The sequence below is a fragment of the Halobellus ordinarius genome, from assembly GCF_031823395.1.
GTDB classification, from domain to species: Archaea; Halobacteriota; Halobacteria; order Halobacteriales; family Haloferacaceae; genus Haloquadratum; species Haloquadratum ordinarius.
Window position 1 is genome coordinate 39,771 of the sequence record NZ_JAVQKJ010000009.1, and the last position, 14,702, is coordinate 54,472.

The 14,702-nt window shown below is 57.5% G+C and carries 13 protein-coding genes and 1 tRNA gene; 8 read left to right on the forward strand and 6 right to left on the reverse strand.

Features of this window, described 5'->3' with window-relative positions; genetic code table 11:
• The first annotated feature begins 94 nt into the window (after nt 1-94).
• On the forward strand, nt 95-604 hold the full coding sequence (locus RJT48_RS14135; protein ID WP_311172983.1) for a hypothetical protein: 510 nt from the start codon (nt 95-97) through the stop codon (nt 602-604).
• Here the strand turns inward: RJT48_RS14135 and RJT48_RS14140 are convergent, their stop codons facing one another.
• The 3 genes from RJT48_RS14140 to RJT48_RS14150 all read right to left on the reverse strand — a co-directional run bounded on the left by RJT48_RS14140 (nt 605) and on the right by RJT48_RS14150 (nt 3,624).
• Complete coding sequence (locus RJT48_RS14140; protein WP_311172984.1) at nt 605-1,321, reverse strand: universal stress protein; 717 nt, start codon at nt 1,319-1,321, stop codon at nt 605-607.
• On the reverse strand, nt 1,318-2,037 hold the full coding sequence (locus RJT48_RS14145; protein ID WP_311172985.1) for a universal stress protein: 720 nt from the start codon (nt 2,035-2,037) through the stop codon (nt 1,318-1,320). The genes RJT48_RS14140 and RJT48_RS14145 overlap by 4 nt, the downstream gene beginning before the upstream one ends.
• Before the next feature lie 123 nt (nt 2,038-2,160).
• The gene (locus RJT48_RS14150) at nt 2,161-3,624 is read right to left on the reverse strand and encodes an APC family permease (protein ID WP_311172986.1); all 1,464 of its coding nucleotides are present in this window, start codon (nt 3,622-3,624) and stop codon (nt 2,161-2,163) included.
• Between the two features lie 349 nt (nt 3,625-3,973).
• Here RJT48_RS14150 and RJT48_RS14155 point away from each other — a divergent pair, with 349 nt between their 5' ends.
• A complete protein-coding gene (locus RJT48_RS14155; RefSeq protein WP_345784753.1) occupies nt 3,974-4,276 on the forward strand; it encodes a CopG family ribbon-helix-helix protein in 303 nt (100 codons plus the stop codon).
• Nucleotides 4,277-4,287: 11 nt separating this feature from the next.
• Nucleotides 4,288-4,773: a PIN domain-containing protein gene (locus tag RJT48_RS14160; protein WP_311172988.1), complete on the forward strand. Its 486-nt coding sequence runs from the start codon at nt 4,288-4,290 to the stop codon at nt 4,771-4,773.
• A gap of 194 nt (nt 4,774-4,967) precedes the next feature.
• Here RJT48_RS14160 and RJT48_RS14165 read toward each other — a convergent pair.
• Nucleotides 4,968-5,030: transfer RNA gene (locus tag RJT48_RS14165), tRNA-Thr, on the reverse strand.
• 193 nt (nt 5,031-5,223) lie between these two features.
• On the opposite strand from RJT48_RS14165, the gene RJT48_RS14170 reads away from it, so the two are divergent.
• From RJT48_RS14170 to RJT48_RS14190, 5 genes are all read left to right on the forward strand, one after another.
• The gene (locus RJT48_RS14170; protein ID WP_311172989.1) at nt 5,224-6,522 is read left to right on the forward strand and encodes an AlbA family DNA-binding domain-containing protein; all 1,299 of its coding nucleotides are present in this window, start codon (nt 5,224-5,226) and stop codon (nt 6,520-6,522) included.
• Between the two features lie 135 nt (nt 6,523-6,657).
• Nucleotides 6,658-8,160: a type I restriction-modification system subunit M gene (locus RJT48_RS14175; RefSeq protein WP_311172990.1), complete on the forward strand. Its 1,503-nt coding sequence runs from the start codon at nt 6,658-6,660 to the stop codon at nt 8,158-8,160.
• The gene (locus RJT48_RS14180) at nt 8,153-9,535 is read left to right on the forward strand and encodes a restriction endonuclease subunit S (RefSeq protein WP_311172991.1); all 1,383 of its coding nucleotides are present in this window, start codon (nt 8,153-8,155) and stop codon (nt 9,533-9,535) included. The genes RJT48_RS14175 and RJT48_RS14180 overlap by 8 nt, the downstream gene beginning before the upstream one ends.
• The gene (locus RJT48_RS14185) at nt 9,528-12,488 is read left to right on the forward strand and encodes a type I restriction endonuclease subunit R (RefSeq protein ID WP_311172993.1); all 2,961 of its coding nucleotides are present in this window, start codon (nt 9,528-9,530) and stop codon (nt 12,486-12,488) included. The genes RJT48_RS14180 and RJT48_RS14185 overlap by 8 nt, the downstream gene beginning before the upstream one ends.
• Complete coding sequence (locus RJT48_RS14190; protein ID WP_311172994.1) at nt 12,481-13,203, forward strand: M48 family metallopeptidase; 723 nt, start codon at nt 12,481-12,483, stop codon at nt 13,201-13,203. Before RJT48_RS14185 ends, RJT48_RS14190 begins: the two co-directional genes overlap by 8 nt.
• Before the next feature lie 630 nt (nt 13,204-13,833).
• Here the strand turns inward: RJT48_RS14190 and RJT48_RS14195 are convergent.
• Together RJT48_RS14195 and RJT48_RS14200 are read right to left on the reverse strand one after the other, a co-directional pair.
• Nucleotides 13,834-14,052: a hypothetical protein gene (locus tag RJT48_RS14195; RefSeq protein ID WP_311172996.1), complete on the reverse strand. Its 219-nt coding sequence runs from the start codon at nt 14,050-14,052 to the stop codon at nt 13,834-13,836.
• 373 nt (nt 14,053-14,425) lie between these two features.
• Entirely contained in the window at nt 14,426-14,665 is a 240-nt protein-coding gene (locus tag RJT48_RS14200) for a helix-turn-helix domain-containing protein (protein WP_311172997.1), read from the reverse strand.
• Between the last annotated feature and the right edge of the window lie 37 nt (nt 14,666-14,702).

The window sequence follows — 14,702 nt, forward strand, 5'->3', positions numbered from 1 at the left end:
GTGGCGACGAGACTGCAGACGAGAGTGCGGTGACAGCGGCTCGAAAGAGCGGCAGCCCACAGCGTCTTTGTATCGGCAGCGACTCCTCTCGGGTATGCTCCGTCAGGCCCGGGAGGTCGGCCCCGCGTTTCTGGTCCCGCTCGCGTGGACAGTGGTGGTCCTCGCCCACCTCGGCGCCGTCGCCGACTCGACGCTCTTCGTCGCGCACGTCGTGATGTCGATCCTGCTTGCGGTGTTCACCGTGACCGGGTACGCCGAGATGCGACACGGTGCGCTCCGGGTGTGGTGGTCGATCGTCGCCGTCGGATTCGTGGTGACGGCGCTCGGAACCGTCGGCTTCCGCCTCGGTGCCGCCGGCGCCCCGTTACAGGCGGTCGCGCTGTTCGGCTGGATGCTCCTGCCCGCCGTCGGCTTCGTCGACACCGCCCGCCGCGGCGCCGATCGGCCGCTGCTCTACGTCGGGAGCGCGGTCGCCTCGGTACTCGGCGCCGGACTGTACGCGGGGAGTTTTGCCGTGACGGTGCCGGCACTCACGATTTCCGGACTCGCCGTCGTCGGCGTCGGTCAGACGGCGGCGATTCTCGACGCCGCGTTCGGGTACTGATTAAGTGGTGTCCCGAACCACCAGCACCGGCCGCTCGGACTGCTGGATGATCTTCGTCGGGACGGTCCCCAGGATGCGTTCGGTCAGCGACGGTTCCGTCTCGCCGATGACGAGGACGTCGTGGTTCTTCGCGGCGTCGACGATGTCGTCGACGGGCGAGTCGCTCTCGATACTCGTGGTCTCGATGCGGTCGGCGTCGACGCCGGCGTCGGCCAGCCGATCGGCCGCGCCCGCCACCAGCGTCTCGCCGATGGTCGGATCGGTTTCCCCCGCGGGTGTCGCGTTAAACAGCGTCACCGACGCGTCGCTCTCCTGCAGCAGGGTCGCGACGACCGAGAGGATCCGGTCGAGGTTCACGTCCCCCCGGATCGGGACGAGCATCCGTTCGAGGACGCGCACGTCTTCCGGGACGACGACGACGGACGCGCCGTGCTCCTCGACGACGCGATCGACCGTCTCCCCGCGGTCGCGAGTGAACACGACCAGCGTCTCGACGTCGGCTTCCGCGGGCGCATCCGCAGCGATGGCTTCGATGCGCTCGATCGCCGCGTCCTCGTGTTCGTCGCGCATCTGCTCTAAGGCGACCTGATCCGGCACGGGATGCCAGCCGACGAGCACGATTTTCGCCGGGTGCAACAGCGCCAGCAGGTCCGGATCGGGCCGTTCGTCGCTCGACACATCGACTGGCACCAGTACGGTAAGTTCGGATTCGGTCATTGTCCTCTGTCTTTCCGGACGACCAGAACCGGTCTGTCGGTTCGCTCGTGAATCCGCGACGGCATATCGCCGACGACCCGCTCGCGGATCCCGGGTTCATACTCCCCCATCACCACGAAGTCGTGCGACTCCGCCAGATCGAGCAGGTCTCGGTCCTGTGTCTCGGCCGTCGGTTCCTTCCAGGTGATCGCCTCGCGGTCCAGTCCGCGCTCGACCAGCCAGTCGGTCGCCCCGCGGAGGTAGAGTTCGGACTTGGCGCTGCCCTTCTCGATGCTCTCGGCGTGGAACAGCGTCACCTCGGGGTCGCCGGCTTCCATCATCAGTTCGACGATTTCGAGGACCCGGAACATGTTCTGCTCGTCCTTCAGCGAGACGAGCACCCTGTCGAGGCCCTCGACGTGGCCGGTGACGAGTACGGCATCGCACCCGTACTCGTTTGCGATTCGGTCGATCGTCTGGGTGCGATCGCGGGTGAACACGAGCACCGACTCCACCTCGGCGCCCGCATCGGCGAACTGTCGGACGCTCTCCTCCAGCGCGTCCGTCGCCTCCGTCTCGTACTCCTCGCGGATCTGCTGGGGTGGGGCCTGGTCGGGAACCGGGTAGTACCCGGCGACGACGATCCGAAGCGGGTGCAACACCTCGATCAGTTCCAGTGCCGGTTCGTCCGGATCAGATGTGTCGATCGGAACGAGTATCGTGGGATCTTCGATCATAGCTGAGTTCCTCCGAGCGTCGGTCGCTGCGGCGCTTCCGCGGCGGGGAGACGGGATCGACCGCCTCGCGAAACGGCGGCGGTGACCGTCGGGTCCGCTCGCTTCCAGCCCGACGGACTGCGGTCAGTTGTCGGCATCTGCCCTCGGGGTCGCCGGCGTGCTGTCGCCCCCGATGTCGAAATCGACGTCCACTTCGATCTCGACGGCCGGCGGCGAGCGGTACCGTGCCAGCGCGCTGGTGTCATCGACGCGCTTGCGGACGTAGGCGACGTACCAGACGATCCCGGCACCGACGAGTGCGGCGGCCAGGAGAATCTGCTGTGGGTCCATGAAGCCGATGAGCGCGAACGACGCCACCGCGCCCAGTGCGGGCACGAAGGGGTAGCCGGGCACCTCGAATCCGGGATCGTAGTTGGCTGCCTCGGTCTCGCGCATCACGATCAACGAGACGTTCAGGAGTCCGTACACGAGCAGGTGCAGGACGCTGCCGGCCTTCGCCAGGGCGTTGACCTTTCCGGCGACGATGAACACCAGGATGAGCGCGCCCGTCAGTGCGATCGATCGGTAGGGGGTGTTGAACCGGTCGTGGACCTTCGAGAGCCGCGTGTCCATCAGCCCGTCGCGTCCCATCGCGTAGTTGATTCGCGAGGCCGACAGCACCGACGCGTTCGCCGACGACGCCGTCGCCAGCAGCCCGCCGAACGTCAGCAGTCCGACGCCGATGATGCCGATGCCGAACCCGCCGAAGACGGCCCGTGCGCCGATCGCGATCGCGGTTCCCTCGCCCGCGACCTGATCCAGCGGCACGACGCCGAGCAGGATGAGCATCGAGATCGCGTAGATGGTCGTCACGAGCAACACGCCGCCGACCATCGCCCGCGGGAGGTTCCGACCGGGCTGTTTGATCTCGCCTGCAACCGTCGCCACCTGGGCGAATCCAAGATACGAGACAAACACCAGGGCGGTCGCCGGGAGGATGGCATCGGGACCGGAACCCTGCGGGAAGAAGGGCCGTAGTTTCGACGGGTCCACCTGGACTGTACCCAGTGCGATGAACGCACCGAGGATCCCCAAGAGGACGATGACGATGACGTTCTGGAGGTTGCCGGTCCCGTCGGTGCTCAGGTAGTTGACCACGATGAACGCGCAGGCGGCGACCAGCCCGCCGATCTGTGGGCCACTCAGCGGTACGGCGGCGACGACGCCGAGATTCAGTTCGAGGCTGGCCATCAACGGCGTCACGTAGTTGCCGAAGCCGACGGCGTAGAACGCTGTCGCAAAGGCCAACCCGAGCCAGTTCCCGAGGCCGGCGATCGAACCGAAAAGCGGGCCCAGTCCCTTGTTGATGAAGTGGTACGGCCCGCCGGAAGCCGGCATCGCCGTCGCCAGTTCGCTCGCCGACAGCGCGGTCAACATCGCGATCGCGCCGGCGACGATGAACGCGACCGACGACGCCGGCCCGGCCAGCGCTGCCGCGGCGCCGGGGAGGACGAAGATGCCGGCCCCGATCATCGTTCCGACACCGATCATTAACGCCTCTTTCAGCCCGAGCGTCCGCTCAAGTTGAGTTTCCGTTTGGCCGGCCATCGAGTGTCCTCACGGAGGCAACCGTAAAAATCCTTTAGCACGTTCCCACGAAATCCTTCGATACATTCTCACGATCACACTGCGTCTTTCTTTTTCCCGGATGTTTGGCGACCCTCGCCGAGAAAGCCTGCTACTGTCTGTTGTCGTCTCATACCGCTGCTCGGCGGTACCAGAGAGTGGCGAGCACGCGACACAGTTACAACAGTTATTTTGAAGGGACTGAACTGGACTTCGGCGTTGGTCAGTTGTGGATTTTCTACTTCACCGGTCGGACCCGTGTATCCTGCTACGGGCCGCGGAAATCTATTTGAATACGTAGGTACAATGTATGTACAAGAAGGTTGTGAGTATGGGCAGCACCAAAGTCAACTTCCGACTCCCGGACGATCTCGTTGAGAAGGCGGATGTCGCAGCCGAGGTCAGCCACAGGAACCGGACAGAGATCGTCAAAGAAGCACTCCAGGAGTACCTGGAAGCAATCGAAGACGACGAGGCGTTCAAAGAGGCAGTCATCGAACTCTACCTCGACGACCGAATCGGATTCGACACCCTGAAAGAATTCATCGGACGGCAGGACGCTGAATCGGTGAAGGCTTCCAAAACTATCCTCGACCAGGGCGAAGATTTGGCCGACGAACTCGCAGACCTGTAGACCCAAAAAATATGATCGTCGCGGACACGAGCAGCCTCATCTCACTCGCCTCCATTGACCTCCTCGATATGCTTCTAACCGAATTCGACGTCCGCTCCACAGCACTGGTGATAGCGGAACTGGAGGAAACCAGCGAATACGAAGACCAGCACGGAGCCGCAGCACAGATCGTCCCCGACAACCGGGACAGACTCACGGTTCACGACCTAGAGCGGGCGTTCACTTCTTCCCGAGTAGACGAAGGCGAAGGAAGCTGCGCACTCCTGACCAAAGACATAGACGCCGATTTCTTGCTCACAGACGACCTCCGCGCACTCCCCGAACTACAGACAGTCGCCGACGCGAAAGTAGCGATCTCACCGATCGTCCTCAAGGCCCTGGTGCAGAGAGATGTTCTCGCGGGCGAGGAGGCGAGAGGGAAGTTGGATGCGCTTGCGGAGATCCGCGACTGGCTCGGTGCACCCATCTACAGGAGAGCGCAAAAGCTGTTCGAGTGAATGGGGGTCAGGTGCCGTTCCGAACGTAGGCGGAGTTCCCTCTGGATTGGAGCGTTTGAATAACGGTTGCAAGTCTTCGCTCACATAATCGCACGACGGCGTTCGATCAGATGAGTAGATAGTTGCAACTGCAACTCTATTCGTCCTCAGTCGACGACAGAGAAGCTTGAAACGCTCGAAAGAAGTGGGGAAGAAGCCTAGGCCGGGATTTGAACCCGGGGTCTCGTCCTTACCAAGGACGCGCAGGGCCGCTACCCTGAATCAGGCGTTTTGAGGGGGAATTTGCCGGTTATCTTCCCACTTCGACTGCTCTTACGAGGTCATACTAATGCCACACTTAAAGAACACCCGGTTAGACCCGCATATGCCGAACCAAGACCAGTCGGTTTCGCTAATCGGAGAGTCGCACGCCCTATGATTTAACAGAATTCCTCGAAAAGTGATAGCCGAATGAATCACAGGGATGCAATCGAACTAATTGAGGAACTCGATGGGGATGAACACTCTTGGGTGGATTACAAGTCTGACTATTATGTTGACGGAAATCCACATCTGAAAGTTGAATTTCTGAAAGACGTTCTCGCGTTAGCAAATGCTACGCACGATGAGGCCGAGCGATACATTCTGATTGGGTGCGATGAGGAAGAGGGTATTGTGGGCGTTTCAGAGGACGCCTCTGAAGAGAGTGAGGACGAACGGCATATTTTGGAATTTGATGAAGATGATTTACAAGAGAAGGTGGATGGGTGGATGACTCCAAGTCCCCGGTTAGAGTTACATACATACGACGAGGGAGGCGACACTTTCGCCATTCTCGTTGTTAATGAACCGGACAACCCCCCGAGCATCTCTACCACACATATCTCTCACGATGGAGATGGCCTGCTTCAAGAAGGAGAAATTTGGGTTCGAGGCTCTTCTGGAAAACATAGAGTAACTCACGAAACTCTCGAAAACATTATTCAAAAACGGATAACAGATGAGCGGGAATTCATCTTGGAAGGTGTTCGCCGCGTTGTCGGTATGGGGCCTGATGCAGTTGCAGATATAGGGAAACTCCAGCCTTCAGAAAAAGCAGAAGCCGATATAACATTCGAAATTTCGCCTGAAGGAGACTATGAGGTTTCGGGTGACGTTTTCAGACGGAATTTCGGCTCTCTACAAGAGGAAATTGATGCTGACGTTGCTAAAAGTAGAGTGACTTCAGGTTATTCCGTTGATTTGCAGACTCTAATGCGGTATTATGCTAACGTAGAGAGTCTCGATGATGCAGAAGTAGCAGAACTTCTCACTCATAGTTCACTAACCGAGTGGCTTCAGGGCACGTACTGGATGCAAAATGTAACGTCAGATACTCGTAAAGAGATTCTGGAAGGAACTCCGGATAATTCGGCGGCACGACACTCTGCTTGTAAAAATCTACTAATCTCGGGAGAGAGAGACACTTTTGACGAGTTCATATCGAACAGCGAGAGTGTCAACCATCCAAAATTCAACGTCGCCAAGTACCGCCGATTATTCGACCGTGGAAAACAATCCCGAGTGGAGGAGATTCTGACAAATCAATCGCCTGTGACTGTCGATGGCGAGGAGATAGACACGCGAAATGAGATTGATGCTGATACTGCGAGAGAACTCATACCTAAAATTGCTAAGAAGTGGTTAGAGGCCACAGATGACTCTCAAAAGAAGGATTATAAATACACACTCAGGAACCTCGAACTGTGGCTGGCTCTGGATTTGCTGTAATAATTCGATGAGGGGGGAGGAAGTCATTGTGATGAGGCTAAGCCCTGTGTCCCCGAAGTTTCGCCCGCCCTCATCGCACTGCCGCTCTCGAACGCCACCGCAGAGCATATGATACCAGCATAGAACAGTAGTCATATGCCTATTTCACTTGACGAACTGGAATCTCACCTATTCAAGTGCGCCGACATAATCCGTGACGCTGTTGACCCGACCGATTACAAGGAGTACATTCTCCCGCTCGTCTATTACAAGTCCATCTCCGACGAGTTCGAGAAACAGTACGCCGAGAACGTCGAGGAGTACGGCGAGGACTTCGCACGTCGGAACAACCTCTACGACATTCCCGTTGTCCCCGAGGGCTATCTGTGGGAGGACATTCGCGCCGTCTCGGACAACGTTGACCAAGCCCTGAACGAAGCGTTCGACGCGCTCACCGAGGAGAACCCCGAACTAACGGGCGTCTTCCGTGCGGACTACATCGACGCCGACGCGCTCGATGACGACCGGCTCGGGAAACTCGTCGAACACCTGTCGAAGCACGACCTCGACCGCGACAGCGTGCCCCCGGATATGCTCGGAGAGGCATATATGGACTTGGTACGCCACTTCGCGGAGGAGGAAGGCAAGTCCGGCGGACAGTTCTTTACGCCGCCCCACATCGTCAATCTCTGCGTGCGACTGGTCGATGAGTTCGAGGACGGTATGACCTTCCACGACCCGACAGTCGGCTCGGGTGGGATGCTCATCGAGGCCGCGCGGTACTACCGCGAGGAGCAGGGCGGCGACCCGACGAAGATGACCTTCACCGGGCAGGAAATCAACCCGGATATTGCGGCTATTGCGAAAATGAATCTGTCCATCCACGGCCTTGATGGGGAGATACAGCGAGAGGACTCCCTTTCGAGTCCCGCGTTCACGGACGACGAGGAGAACGAACTCACGCGCTTCGACCGCGTCCTTGCTAACTTCCCGTTCTCGGCGGATTGGGCGAAAGATGACCTCCAAGACGACCCATATGGCCGGTTCGACTGGCACAAGAAACTCCCGCGTGCTGACCGAGGGGACTACGCCTTCATTATGCATATGGCGAAGCAACTCAAGCGTCCCGAGCGCGATGAGGCGGGGGGTAAGGCCGCTATCGTCATTCCCCACGGCGTGCTGTTCCGCAAGCACGAGCAACGGTATCGGAAACCAATGCTGGAGAACGATATGGTGGAGGCCATCGTCGGGCTTCCCGAGAACCTGTTCCAGAACAACTCGATTCCCTCCGCCGTCCTCGTGTTGAATACGGACAAGCCCGCCGAGCGCGAGGACGAGGTGCAGTTCATTCACGCCGCAGACGAGGCATTCTACGAGGAGTTATCGAACCAGAACGAACTCACCGAGGAGGGGCTTAACCACATCGTTGGGAACTTCCGCGAGTGGGCGACTGAGGAGCGCGTGAGCCGGGCGGTATCGCTTGATGAGATTCGAGAGAACGACTACAACCTCAACATCGCGCTGTACGTCGATACGACCGAACCGGAGGAGGACATTGAGTTGGAGGAAGAACTGGCGAAACTACGCGCGTTGCAGGACGAAAGGAATGAGATTGAGTCGCAGATGAGTCAGCATATGGAGGCGTTGGACTATGAGTGAGGATGCCACGTTAGATGAGTTCGTGAACGCCGAGGGAGATGACTCTAGGGAGTCAGCCACGGATACCGAGACATTAGACCAGGAGCAATTTGGGCCGTTCACGCTATCAACTCCGGGTGAGTGGAGCGCAAAACGTCTCGGTGACATAAAGAGGCTAATCACGCGAGGAAAACAACCAACATACGATGATGACGGTATTCCAGTCATCAATCAAGAGTGCATTTATTGGGATGGGTGGCATTTTGAGAATCTCCGTTACCTGGATGAAGACGTAGGAGAAGACTGGAAAGACAAATACTTTCCACAGAGAGGGGACGTAATTCTGAACTCAACCGGGCAAGGTACGCTTGGACGGGCACAGGTCTATCCAGATAACAAGCGGCGTGCAATAGATTCTCACGTCACCCTTCTTCGGACTGATGATGAACTAAATCCGTACTTCCACCGGTACTTTTTGGAGAGCCATCTCGGTCAAGCACTTCTCTACTCAATGTGTGTGAATGGTTCGACGGGTCAAATCGAACTCTCGAAAACTCGACTTGACCTGCAACCCGTTCCACTCCCACCACTCCCCGAACAGCGCAAAATCGCCACCGTACTCTACACGGTTGACCGGGCGATTGAGAAGACTGAGGAGGTCATAACACAAACAGAACGCCTGAGAGAAGGGGCGATGCAGGATTTATTCTCTCGTGGAGTTCGTGGTTATGATGATTTCCAAGAGACGAAGTATGGCACTATCCCGGCCAGTTGGGAGGTTAAGCCAGTACGTGAGATAGCAGACCGAATTGGTTCCGGTGGAACTCCAAATACAGGCAAGGAGGAGTACTATGGAGGAGATATTGAGTGGGTCAAAACAGACGACTTGAATAGCGGATTAGTAGATTCTGCTAAAACTACAATAACAGCGAAGGGACTGGACGAATCAGCGGCTAAACTATTCCCAGAGGGAACAGTCGTGTTTGCGATGTACGGCGGTGCATTAGGGCAGAATGGCCGGTTAGGAATGGAGGCGGCTATGAATCAGGCTTGTTGTGGAATCGTCACCGACAAGTCAGAGATGGACTCCTACCTCCTCCACCAGCAACTCATCCACCGGAAGAAACAACTCACCGCTCTTAGCGCCGGAACTCACCAGCAGAACATCTCCCAATCTATGATTGAGAAGTTCGAGGTGTTTGTCCCCCCTCTTGATGAACAGAAGGAGATGGTGAACATTCTAAAGAGTATAGAGAGGACGATTGAGACAAACACGAACGAAAAAGAACGCCTGAAGCGGCTCAAACGCGGTCTAATGCAAGACCTCCTCTCAGGAACAGTCCGAACAACCGACACTAACATAGAGGTACCCGAGGAAATCGCACAGTATGGTTAGCATCCCATCCGAGAGCGGCGTCGAACGCTCGCTTCTCTCGTGGCTCGACGGCGTCGGGTGGGAGACGCACGGACAGGACGGCGGACGAGGTGCGAACGTTCTCGATGAGGCCTACGAGCGCGACAGCCACGAGGTCATCTACTGGAACCTCCTTGCCGAGCAGGTCGTCGCGTTGAACGAGGACGTGACCGAGGACAACGTCGATAAGTTCGTTTCCTCCCTCCGCCGCGACCTCGACGCCGAGAACCTGATGGATGGCAATCGCGCGTTCTACCAGTTGCTCACCAAGGGCAAGACATTCAATGTCCAGCGCGATGACGGCGCGACCGACACAATCTACGTTGACCTCATTGACTACGAGAACCCCGAGAACAATCGCTTCCACGCGGTGAACCAGTTCTCTGTCTCCCGAGAGACGACCATCCGTCCGGACGTGAATCTGTTCGTCAACGGGATTCCGCTCGTGACGATGGAACTCAAGAGCCTCGCGCAGGATAACGACTGGCACGACGCCGTCCGTGACCTCAAAGACTACGAGGAGGACGTGCCCCGGCTGTTCGTTCCCGGTCTGTTCAACGTCGCCGCCGATACGATGGAACTCCGCTACGGCGCGGTCGGCGCTCCAAAGGAGTTCTACGAGCCGTGGAACGACGCCCCGGAGGAGTTCGAGGACGACAATGCGATGAGGCAGGCGGTCAAGGCGCTGTGTAATCCCGATTCGATTCTCGACCTGCTGAAGAACTTCGTGTTCTACGAGCGGCGAGCCGGTGGAGACGCGAAAATCGTCCCTCGATATATGCAGTACTACGCGGTGAATCGAATCCTCGACCGCGTCCGTAAGGGCGACCACAACCGCGGCCTCATCTGGCACACACAAGGGTCGGGCAAATCCTTCACGATGCTGTACGCCGCCGAGAACCTGCTCTCACGGCCAACAGTTGCCCGCAACCCGCAGGTGTTCGTCATTGTGGACACGGACAAGTTGAACAGCCAGATGCGCGACCAACTGGCGAATCTCTCGCTGGAGCAATGGACGGAGGCTGAGAGTATCGACCACCTCCAGCGTCTCATCGAGGAGGGGAGTAGTCAATTGGTTCTGACGACCATCCAGAAGTTCGAGGACGTTGACCCCGACGTGCAAGGGAACGACGAGGTCATCGTGATGAGCGACGAGGCGCACCGATTTATGGAGGCCGACCTCGGGAGTCGCCTCGATGCCGCACTCCCCAACTGCTACCACTTCGGGTTTACCGGCACGCCTGTTCGTGAGGGGGAACGCCACGAAGACCGCAACACGTTCCGCGAGTTCTCTCCCGAGGGTGAGGACTACCTCCACCGCTACTCGGTAAAGCAGGGTATCGACGACGGCCTGATTCTCCCCGTCTACTTCACGCTCCGGCACGAGATGGAGTGGGACATTGACGAAGCGGGGCTTGATGAGGAGTTCGAGCAGGAGTTTCGTGGAATGACGACCGACGAGAAGCGCGAGGCAATCCGCGAGAACGTCACGGCGACGACGCTCGCAGAAATCGAACCGCGCGTAGAGAAGGCCGTCGAAGAAATCGACACGCACTACGACACCCACGTTTCCCCGAACGGCTGGAAAGGGATGGTAGTGACCCCAAGCCGCCGGTCTGCGGCGATGTATGGCGAGCGTCTACGCCGTCGAAGGGGCGATGAGGAGGTGGAAGTACTCTACACTTCGACTAAAGACGACTCCGACTTAATCAAGCAGTTCCACACGGACTCCGAGGAGCGTGACAGTATCGTCAAGGCGTTCAAAGAGGAGGTGAATCCGAAACTCCTCGTCGTCCACAATATGCTCCTGACGGGGTTCGACGCGCCGATTCTGAAAACGATGTATCTCGACCGCAACCTCAAGAACCACAACCTAATGCAGGCTATCGCTCGGACGAACCGGCCTGCCGCTGGTAAGGAGAACGGCGAGATTGTAGACTTCCAAGGCGTCTTCGAGAACATTGACGAAGCACTCGACTACGACGCCGAGACTAAAGCGTATGCCGCCCGCGACAAAGACGAACTCTACGACGACCTCGTGGAGCAAGTGGAGCGCGTAATGAGTATCTTCGATGGGATTCCCAAAGAAGATACGCAGGAGGCGACCTCCGAAGCCGTCGAACGTGTCAGTACGCACCCGGAACGCCGTGAGTTCAAGCAGAACTTCCGACGGCTCCAGAATCTCTACGAGGCTGTCGCACCGGATGGGCGGCTGGTAAGTGAGGGCATTGAGCGCGAGTATAAGTGGCTGAGCCGGATTCACGTCGCGTTCAAGCGCACGACCTCGGGCGACGACGACCCCGAGGAGGAGATGCGCGAGAAAACGAGGGAGATAATCAACAAACACGTCGATATTCCCGAAATCAAGCGGGACTTCCCGACGTACAAACTTGGGGAGGAATACCTTGAAGACGTAGAGGGGTTAGAAAATCCCGGCGTCAAAGCCTCGCAGGTAGCGCACGCGACCCGTGAACACCTTCACCCACGCGAGAACCAGAATCCTCGGTACAAGCGACTGAGTGAACGAGTTACAGATATAGTTGAGCGATGGCAAGGCGAGGAGATTAGCGACCCCGAGGCGGTTGAAGCCCTGAAATCTGTCGAGGAGGAGGTGCTGAAGGTCGAACAGGAAGCCGATGAGGAGGGGATGGAAGCCGCCGAGTTCGCCATCTACACGCACTTGACCGAGGAGACGCCGGACGCAATAGAGTCCGATGAGCAGGCGGAGAGAGTCGCAGAGGAGATTGTCTCGCAGTTCCGCGAGCGTGTTGACCGTGGCTACTCCGGGTGGAAAACAAACCAACAGACCATCGCGGAAATTGAGCGTATCCTATTGGATGTGCTGGTAGTTAAACACGACCTCGGCCACCTCATCCAAGATGACGACGGGTTCGTTGACGACGTGCGGAACTACCTCATACAGAACAATGGCTAAGACCCAACGGCGGAGGGTGGAGTTATTAGGCCAGTCCGTCGAGTACGAACTCCGGCGGAGTGACGATGCGACCGAGCCGCGCATCGACGTGGACATTCACGGCGTCACGGTCATCGTTCCACAATCGGACGAAGCCTATCCCGAGGAACTGCTCAAAGAGAACGCGGTGTGGGTTGTGGAGAAGAAAGAGAAGTATGACACGTATCGCGAGCAGATTCCGGAGCGAGAGTACGAGGAGGGCGCAGTGTTCCCGTATCTTGGCTCCGAGCGTGAAGTCGTGGTGGAGCGCCGTCCGTCATCGGACGTTACTGAGGACACGCTACGGCTGGCGAAACACCACGTTGAGGATACGTCGGTGAAGCGTGCCCTCGAAACGCTCTACCGACGCAAGGCGCGTGAGACATTCGAGGAACGTGCAGAGTACTTCGCTCAGCAAATGGACGTAGAGTACGAGAAGATTGAGATACGAAACCAACGAACGAAGTGGGGTTCCTGCTCTACAACTGGAACACTCGGGCTGAACTGGCGACTGATGATGGCCCCTCAGGAGATAGTGGACTACATCGTGATTCACGAGTTGGCTCACCTTCGAGAGTCGAATCACAATGATTCGTTCTGGTCACTCGTTGGGGAACACGACCCGGAGTATCAGGAACACTCGCGTTGGCTTGAGGAGAATAGCACCCGCTTGATTTTCTCTGAGGACGATTTGTGATATTTTCTGTATCATTCTGATTTACTACCAGATTTATTATCTATTTGGGGCTGGTGCCACCCCTACGGAATCCACAGTAGGCCCACAGTGCGGTTTATTTTCTCGATACGATGCATCCCTCTCGGAGTTGTGTCGGGTGGCTCTACGGGCGTCCTGTGGCCGTGTGTTGGATTGTGGGGGTTGGCGGACGAGCGGGTTCACAGATACCCACGCGTGCGCCCTGCGGTGTGCCGCATCTATGGGTCGGTACTATGGGCCGCTACTGAGTGCTTCCTCATCAACATCTCATAATTAAACTCGTAAAGTTCGATGCGATGAGGCGGGGCTTATACAACAGATTTTACTGTAGATATAGACCTTTGAGTTGAATGTGAACTGTTCACGGTACAACTCTGTGGGATACAGTTCCGTAGTGTACTACAGGGTTGCACCTTGGAGTGGGTACACACACGTTTGGACAGTTCCTGAACGCCCTACAGAGAATGTCAGACAGTATGGCAACCTGTAGAGTGGCAACGCGATGTACCGGCTCAACCGCCCGCCTCATCGCGGCATCCCTCGCGGTCGTGAGTGCGGCGATGGTACCAGAATCCAAACTACCAGATAATTTAGTATCCTGTGAATTTTATACTACTCCAGTTTCAACTCTCTCGCGACTTCCTCGGGTGGTTCCGGGGTGAACTCCCATCCCCAATAGACGTAGGGGTACTCCTCTTTCAGATACTCAAGATACTCCTCATCGCCGTCCTCTAGCCGCTCCTTGATTTCTCGGCGACCGTCTGCGAGCCAGTCGTTGTAGTTGGAGATATAGGCACTTACTGGTGAGACGACAAGAAAATGAGTAATCACGAACTTGCATACTCTCCATACACTCACGTTTGGGATACGCTCGGTGTCGAGAATTTGGGGGCTGTCGAACTTCCTTTGACGCGAGGTCGCTCCCCTGTCGAGAGTCTATGGACGCATACCATTCACCCAAAACTGCATCTCTGAGTGGGATATTTCTCACGCGGGGTTACGTAAGCCTGCGCTCGCGCTCGCCCGCCGTGTGCCAACCGGTGCGCGCCGACCGTAGTGTAGTTCATAAGTTGGGGTGCGATGAGGCGGGGATATGGGCCAAGTGTGGGGTTCTGCTGTGGACTTCAATATCGCTAAGGTTCTGATGGATTCTAACCCACCGCAGAACTTACGCCCGGCCTCATCGCGCTCTTGATTCGTTTGCTCACTCAGGTCGCCACCACACTACCGCTCGTGAGCCGACCTTCTTCTTTCGGAGGTCGCCCCGTTCTTCGAGGTCGCTCAGTTTGTTGTAGGCTGTCCGTCGAACTACGCCGAGTTCCTCCGCGACCTCTTTCGCGGTAAGTGGTTCGTTGTCTGTGAAAACTGCGAGTGCATCATCGGGCGTGATTTCCTCCACATACTCGCCCCCTTCCCCGCGTGGACGGGATGTATTGTCGGTCATAATTGTGCGTACACACGGACGAGGGATAGGTTTTCTC

What these genes read in the sequence shown, in the direction of transcription:
- RJT48_RS14135 (WP_311172983.1), top strand. Translation starts at nt 95, where the DNA reads ATGCTCCGTCAGGCCCGGGAGGTCGGCCCCGCGTTTCTGGTCCCGCTC.
- RJT48_RS14140 (WP_311172984.1), bottom strand. Translation starts at nt 1,321, where the DNA reads ATGACCGAATCCGAACTTACCGTACTGGTGCCAGTCGATGTGTCGAGC.
- RJT48_RS14145 (WP_311172985.1), bottom strand. Translation starts at nt 2,037, where the DNA reads ATGATCGAAGATCCCACGATACTCGTTCCGATCGACACATCTGATCCG.
- RJT48_RS14150 (WP_311172986.1), bottom strand. Translation starts at nt 3,624, where the DNA reads ATGGCCGGCCAAACGGAAACTCAACTTGAGCGGACGCTCGGGCTGAAA.
- RJT48_RS14155 (WP_345784753.1), top strand. Translation starts at nt 3,974, where the DNA reads ATGGGCAGCACCAAAGTCAACTTCCGACTCCCGGACGATCTCGTTGAG.
- RJT48_RS14160 (WP_311172988.1), top strand. Translation starts at nt 4,288, where the DNA reads ATGATCGTCGCGGACACGAGCAGCCTCATCTCACTCGCCTCCATTGAC.
- RJT48_RS14170 (WP_311172989.1), top strand. Translation starts at nt 5,224, where the DNA reads ATGAATCACAGGGATGCAATCGAACTAATTGAGGAACTCGATGGGGAT.
- RJT48_RS14175 (WP_311172990.1), top strand. Translation starts at nt 6,658, where the DNA reads ATGCCTATTTCACTTGACGAACTGGAATCTCACCTATTCAAGTGCGCC.
- RJT48_RS14180 (WP_311172991.1), top strand. Translation starts at nt 8,153, where the DNA reads ATGAGTGAGGATGCCACGTTAGATGAGTTCGTGAACGCCGAGGGAGAT.
- RJT48_RS14185 (WP_311172993.1), top strand. Translation starts at nt 9,528, where the DNA reads ATGGTTAGCATCCCATCCGAGAGCGGCGTCGAACGCTCGCTTCTCTCG.
- RJT48_RS14190 (WP_311172994.1), top strand. Translation starts at nt 12,481, where the DNA reads ATGGCTAAGACCCAACGGCGGAGGGTGGAGTTATTAGGCCAGTCCGTC.
- RJT48_RS14200 (WP_311172997.1), bottom strand. Translation starts at nt 14,665, where the DNA reads ATGACCGACAATACATCCCGTCCACGCGGGGAAGGGGGCGAGTATGTG.